Consider the following 4,060-nt stretch of genomic DNA (forward strand, 5'->3'; position numbering starts at 1 on the left):
TGCGCAGGCTGTCGGATTGGGTGGCGCGGCACGGCGCTGGGCCCGACGGCCGCTCCGCAAGCTCCGCGACTGGGGCTCCGCTGCTGGTCAACATGTACGGCATCACCGAGACCACGGTGCACGTGTCGTACCGCGCGCTGGACGCCGCGACCATCGCCGCCGCCTCCGGCAGCGTGGTCGGCCGCGCCATCGCGGGTCTGCGGGTGTACGTGCTCGACAACCGGTTGCGTCCGGTGCCGGTCGGCGTCGCGGGTGAAATGTATGTGGCGGGCCCGCAATTGGCTCGCGGCTACCTCGGCCGCCCCGACCTGTCGGCCACGCGCTTCGTCGCCAACCCCATGGGTGACGCACCGGGGGAGCGGCTGTACCGCTCCGGTGACCTCGCGCGCTGGAACCGGCACGGCGAGCTGGAGTACCTGGGCCGCGCCGACGACCAGGTGAAGGTGCGCGGTTTCCGCATCGAGCTCGGCGAGATCGAATCGGCGATCCTGGCCCAGCCGGGCATCGCGCAGGCCGCGGTGATCGTGCGCGAGGACCAGCCCGGCGATCAGCGGATCGTCGCGTACGTGGTCGCCGAACCGGGCGTCGAGCCGGTGCTCGACGTGGTCCGCGACGGCGCCGCCGAGCAGCTGCCGTCCTACATGGTGCCCTCGGCCGTGGTACGGCTGGAATGGATTCCGCTGACCGTCAACGGGAAGCTGGACCGCCGCGCGCTGCCCGCCCCGACGGCGCAGGCGCGTGCCTTCCGCGCGCCGGTCACGCCGGTGCAGGAGACGGTGGCCGCGGTGTTCGCCGACGTGCTCGGCCTGGATCGGGTCGGCGTGGACGACGACTTCTTCGACCTCGGCGGCAACTCGCTGATCGCCACCAGGGTGGTCGCCCGCATCGGCGCCGCGCTCGGCGCCACCGTCGCGGTGCGCACCCTGTTCGAGGCCTCCACCGTGGAAGCCCTTGCCGCACGGGTGGAATCGCACGCCGACGGCGCCGCCCGGGCGCGTTTGGTCGCCCGCGAGCGGGCCGCTGACGAACTGGTTCCGCTGTCGTTCGCGCAGCAGCGTATGTGGTTCCTGAACAAGTACGACACCGCGTCGGCGGCCTACAACCTGCCGATCGCCATCAGGCTCACCGGTGGGTTGGACGTCGAGGCGCTGCGGCTGGCGGTCGCCGACGTGGTGCGCAGGCACGAGTCGCTGCGCACCCGCTACCCCGAGCACGGCGGCACCCCGGTCCAGGTGATCGTGCCCGCCGAGGACATCGCCCTGGACCTGCATCCGGTCGGAGTGGATCCGGCGGAGCTGACCGCGGTGGTGACCGAGTTCGTCACCACCGGATTCGATGTGGCCGAAGAGGTTCCGCTGCGCACCCGGTTGTACGCGGCGGGACCTGAGGAGCACGTGCTCGTCGTCGTGGTGCACCACATCGCGGCCGACGGTTTCTCCATGGGGCCGCTGACCCGCGACGTGATGACCGCCTACACCGCGCGCAGCACCGGCGCCGCCCCCGGCTGGGCGCCGCTGACGGTGCAGTACGCCGACTTCGCGGTGTGGCAGCGCGAGATCCTCGGTTCCGAGGAGGATCCCGACTCGCTGCTGGCGAAGCAGGTCGCGCACTGGCGGCGCACGCTCGACGGCGTCCCCGACGAGCTGGCGCTGCCCACCGACCGCCCGCGTCCGGCCGTTGCCTCGCACCGCGGCGCGACGCTGCATCGCGAGCTGTCCGGCGAGCTGATCGCCGCGCTGGAGGACCTCGCGCGGCAGCGCGGAGCCTCGCTGTTCATGGTCATGCACAGCGCGCTCGCCGTCCTGCTGTCGCGTCTGTCGGGCGGGGACGACATCGCGGTCGGCACTCCGATCGCGGGCCGAGGCGAAGCCGAACTCGATGACGTAATCGGCATGTTCGTCAACACCCTGGTGCTGCGCACTCCGATCGTGCCGGGCGAATCGTTCGCCGACCTGCTCGACCGGGTGCGCCGCACCGACCTGGACGCGTACGGCAACGCCGACGTGCCGTTCGAGCGGCTGGTGGAACTGCTCGCGCCGGAACGCTCGCAGGCGCGCAATCCGCTGTTCCAGGTGATGCTGGCGTTCCAGAACCTTGAGCGCACCACCCTGCAGCTGCCGGGTCTTTCGGTGTCCGCGCTGGACCTGGAAGAGAACGTCGCACGCTTCGACCTGCAATTCACTCTGGCCGAGCGCGGTGAATCCGTTTCCAGCGGTATGGCATTGGCGCTCACTTACGCCACCGAGCTGTTCGACTCCTCGACCGCTGCCGGCATCGTGGACCGCTGGGAGCGCGTGCTCGCGGCCATCGCGGCCGACCCGGCGATCACCGTCGGCGCCATCGACGTGCTCGACGCCGCCGAGCGGGCCGATCTCGTCGCTCGCACCGGTGCGGCGGCGACCCCGGCGCGGACGCTGCCGGACCTGATCGCCGAGGCCGTGGCCATCGACCCGCAAGCGCCCGCGGTGGTGTTCCAGGGGAGAAGTCTTTCTTACGGCGAGCTGGACGCGCGGTCGAACCGCTTGGCTCGCCTGCTGATTCAGCGCGGCATCGGCACCGAGGATCTGGTGGCCGTCGCCGTGCCGCGGTCGGACGTGTCGTACTTCGCCGAATGGGCGGTGAGCAAGTCCGGCGGCGCGTTCGTGCCGATCGACCCGACCTATCCGGCCGACCGCATCGCGCACATGGTCACCGACTCCGGTTCGCCGATCGGCCTGACCCTCGCGTCGGTGCGCGCCGACCTGCCCGACTCGGTCGAGTGGCTGGTGCTGGACGAGCTCGAGCTCACCGAATTCGACGATGCCGCGGTCACCGACGCCGATCGGTTGCGTCCGGTGCGGCCGGAGCACCCGGCCTACGTCATCTACACCTCCGGTTCCACCGGTGTGCCCAAGGGCGTCGTGGTCACCCACGCGGGCCTGGCCAACTTCCGGGACGAGCAGAACGCCCGCTATGACGTCGATTCAGACACGCGCGCACTGCATTTCGCTTCGCCGAGCTTCGACGCCTCGATCCTGGAGTTCCTGCTCGCGATCGGCCGCGGCGGCGCCTTGGTGGTCTGCCCGCCCGGTGTGTACGGCGGCGAGGAACTGGCCGAGCTGATCCGCGCCGAGCGGGTCACGCACGCCTTCATCACGCCGTCGGTGCTCGCGTCGCTGGATTCGGCGGCGCTGGCCGGTATGCGGGTGATCGTGGCCGGCGGTGAGGCCGTGCCCGCCGATCTGGTCGGCAAGTGGGGTGGCGCGCCGGACGGTTCGGGCCGCCGCTTCCACAACGGCTACGGGCCGACCGAGACCACGATCATGACCAACATCAGCGACGCGCTCGCGCCCGGTGATCTGGTCACCATCGGCGGCCCGATCCGCGGCATGCAATCGCTGATCCTGGACGCCCAGCTGCGGCCCGTTCCGGTGGGTGTCGCAGGTGAGCTGTATCTGTCGGGCGTTCAGCTCGCGCGTGGCTACCACGCGCGGCCGGGCCTGTCGGCCGAGCGGTTCGTCGCCAACCCGTACGTCCCCGGTGCGCGGATGTACCGTACTGGCGATGTGGTGCGCTGGACCCGCACCGGCGAGGTCGAATACGTCGGCCGCTCCGACTTCCAGGTGAAGGTGCGCGGTTTCCGCATCGAACTCGGCGAGATCGACGCGGCGCTCGCCTCGCACGAGACCGTCGACTTCGCGGTCACCCTCGGGCACAAGAATGCCGCGGGCGCGGTGTCGCTGGTGTCGTATGTCGTCGCCGCGCAGGGTCATTCGATTGATGTCCCGGCGCTGACGGCGCACGTCGAAGAGCACCTGCCCGCCTACATGGTGCCCTCATCGATCATGGTGATCGACCATGTTCCGCTCACGCCGGTGGGCAAGCTGGACCGCAAGGCGCTGCCGGAGCCGGTGTTCGCGACCGAGGTCGTCTTCCGTGCACCGCGCACCCCGCTCGAGCAGACCATCGCCGAGGTGTTCGCCGAAGTGCTCGGCGTGGAGCGCGTCGGCGTGGACGACTCGTTCTTCGCGCTCGGCGGCGACAGCATCGTGTCCATCCAGCTGGTCTCGCGGGCCAAGGC

The 4,060-nt window shown here is 70.7% G+C and carries 1 protein-coding gene; it reads left to right on the plus strand.

Annotation, left to right across the window (positions count from 1 at the left end; all coding sequences use genetic code 11):
- Positions 1-4,060: non-ribosomal peptide synthetase (locus tag IU459_RS36655; protein WP_195134174.1), on the plus strand; the 4,060-nt coding region annotated here is incomplete at both ends.

It is taken from the genome of Nocardia amamiensis (genome assembly GCF_015477605.1).
Taxonomy (GTDB): domain Bacteria; phylum Actinomycetota; class Actinomycetes; order Mycobacteriales; family Mycobacteriaceae; genus Nocardia; species Nocardia amamiensis_A.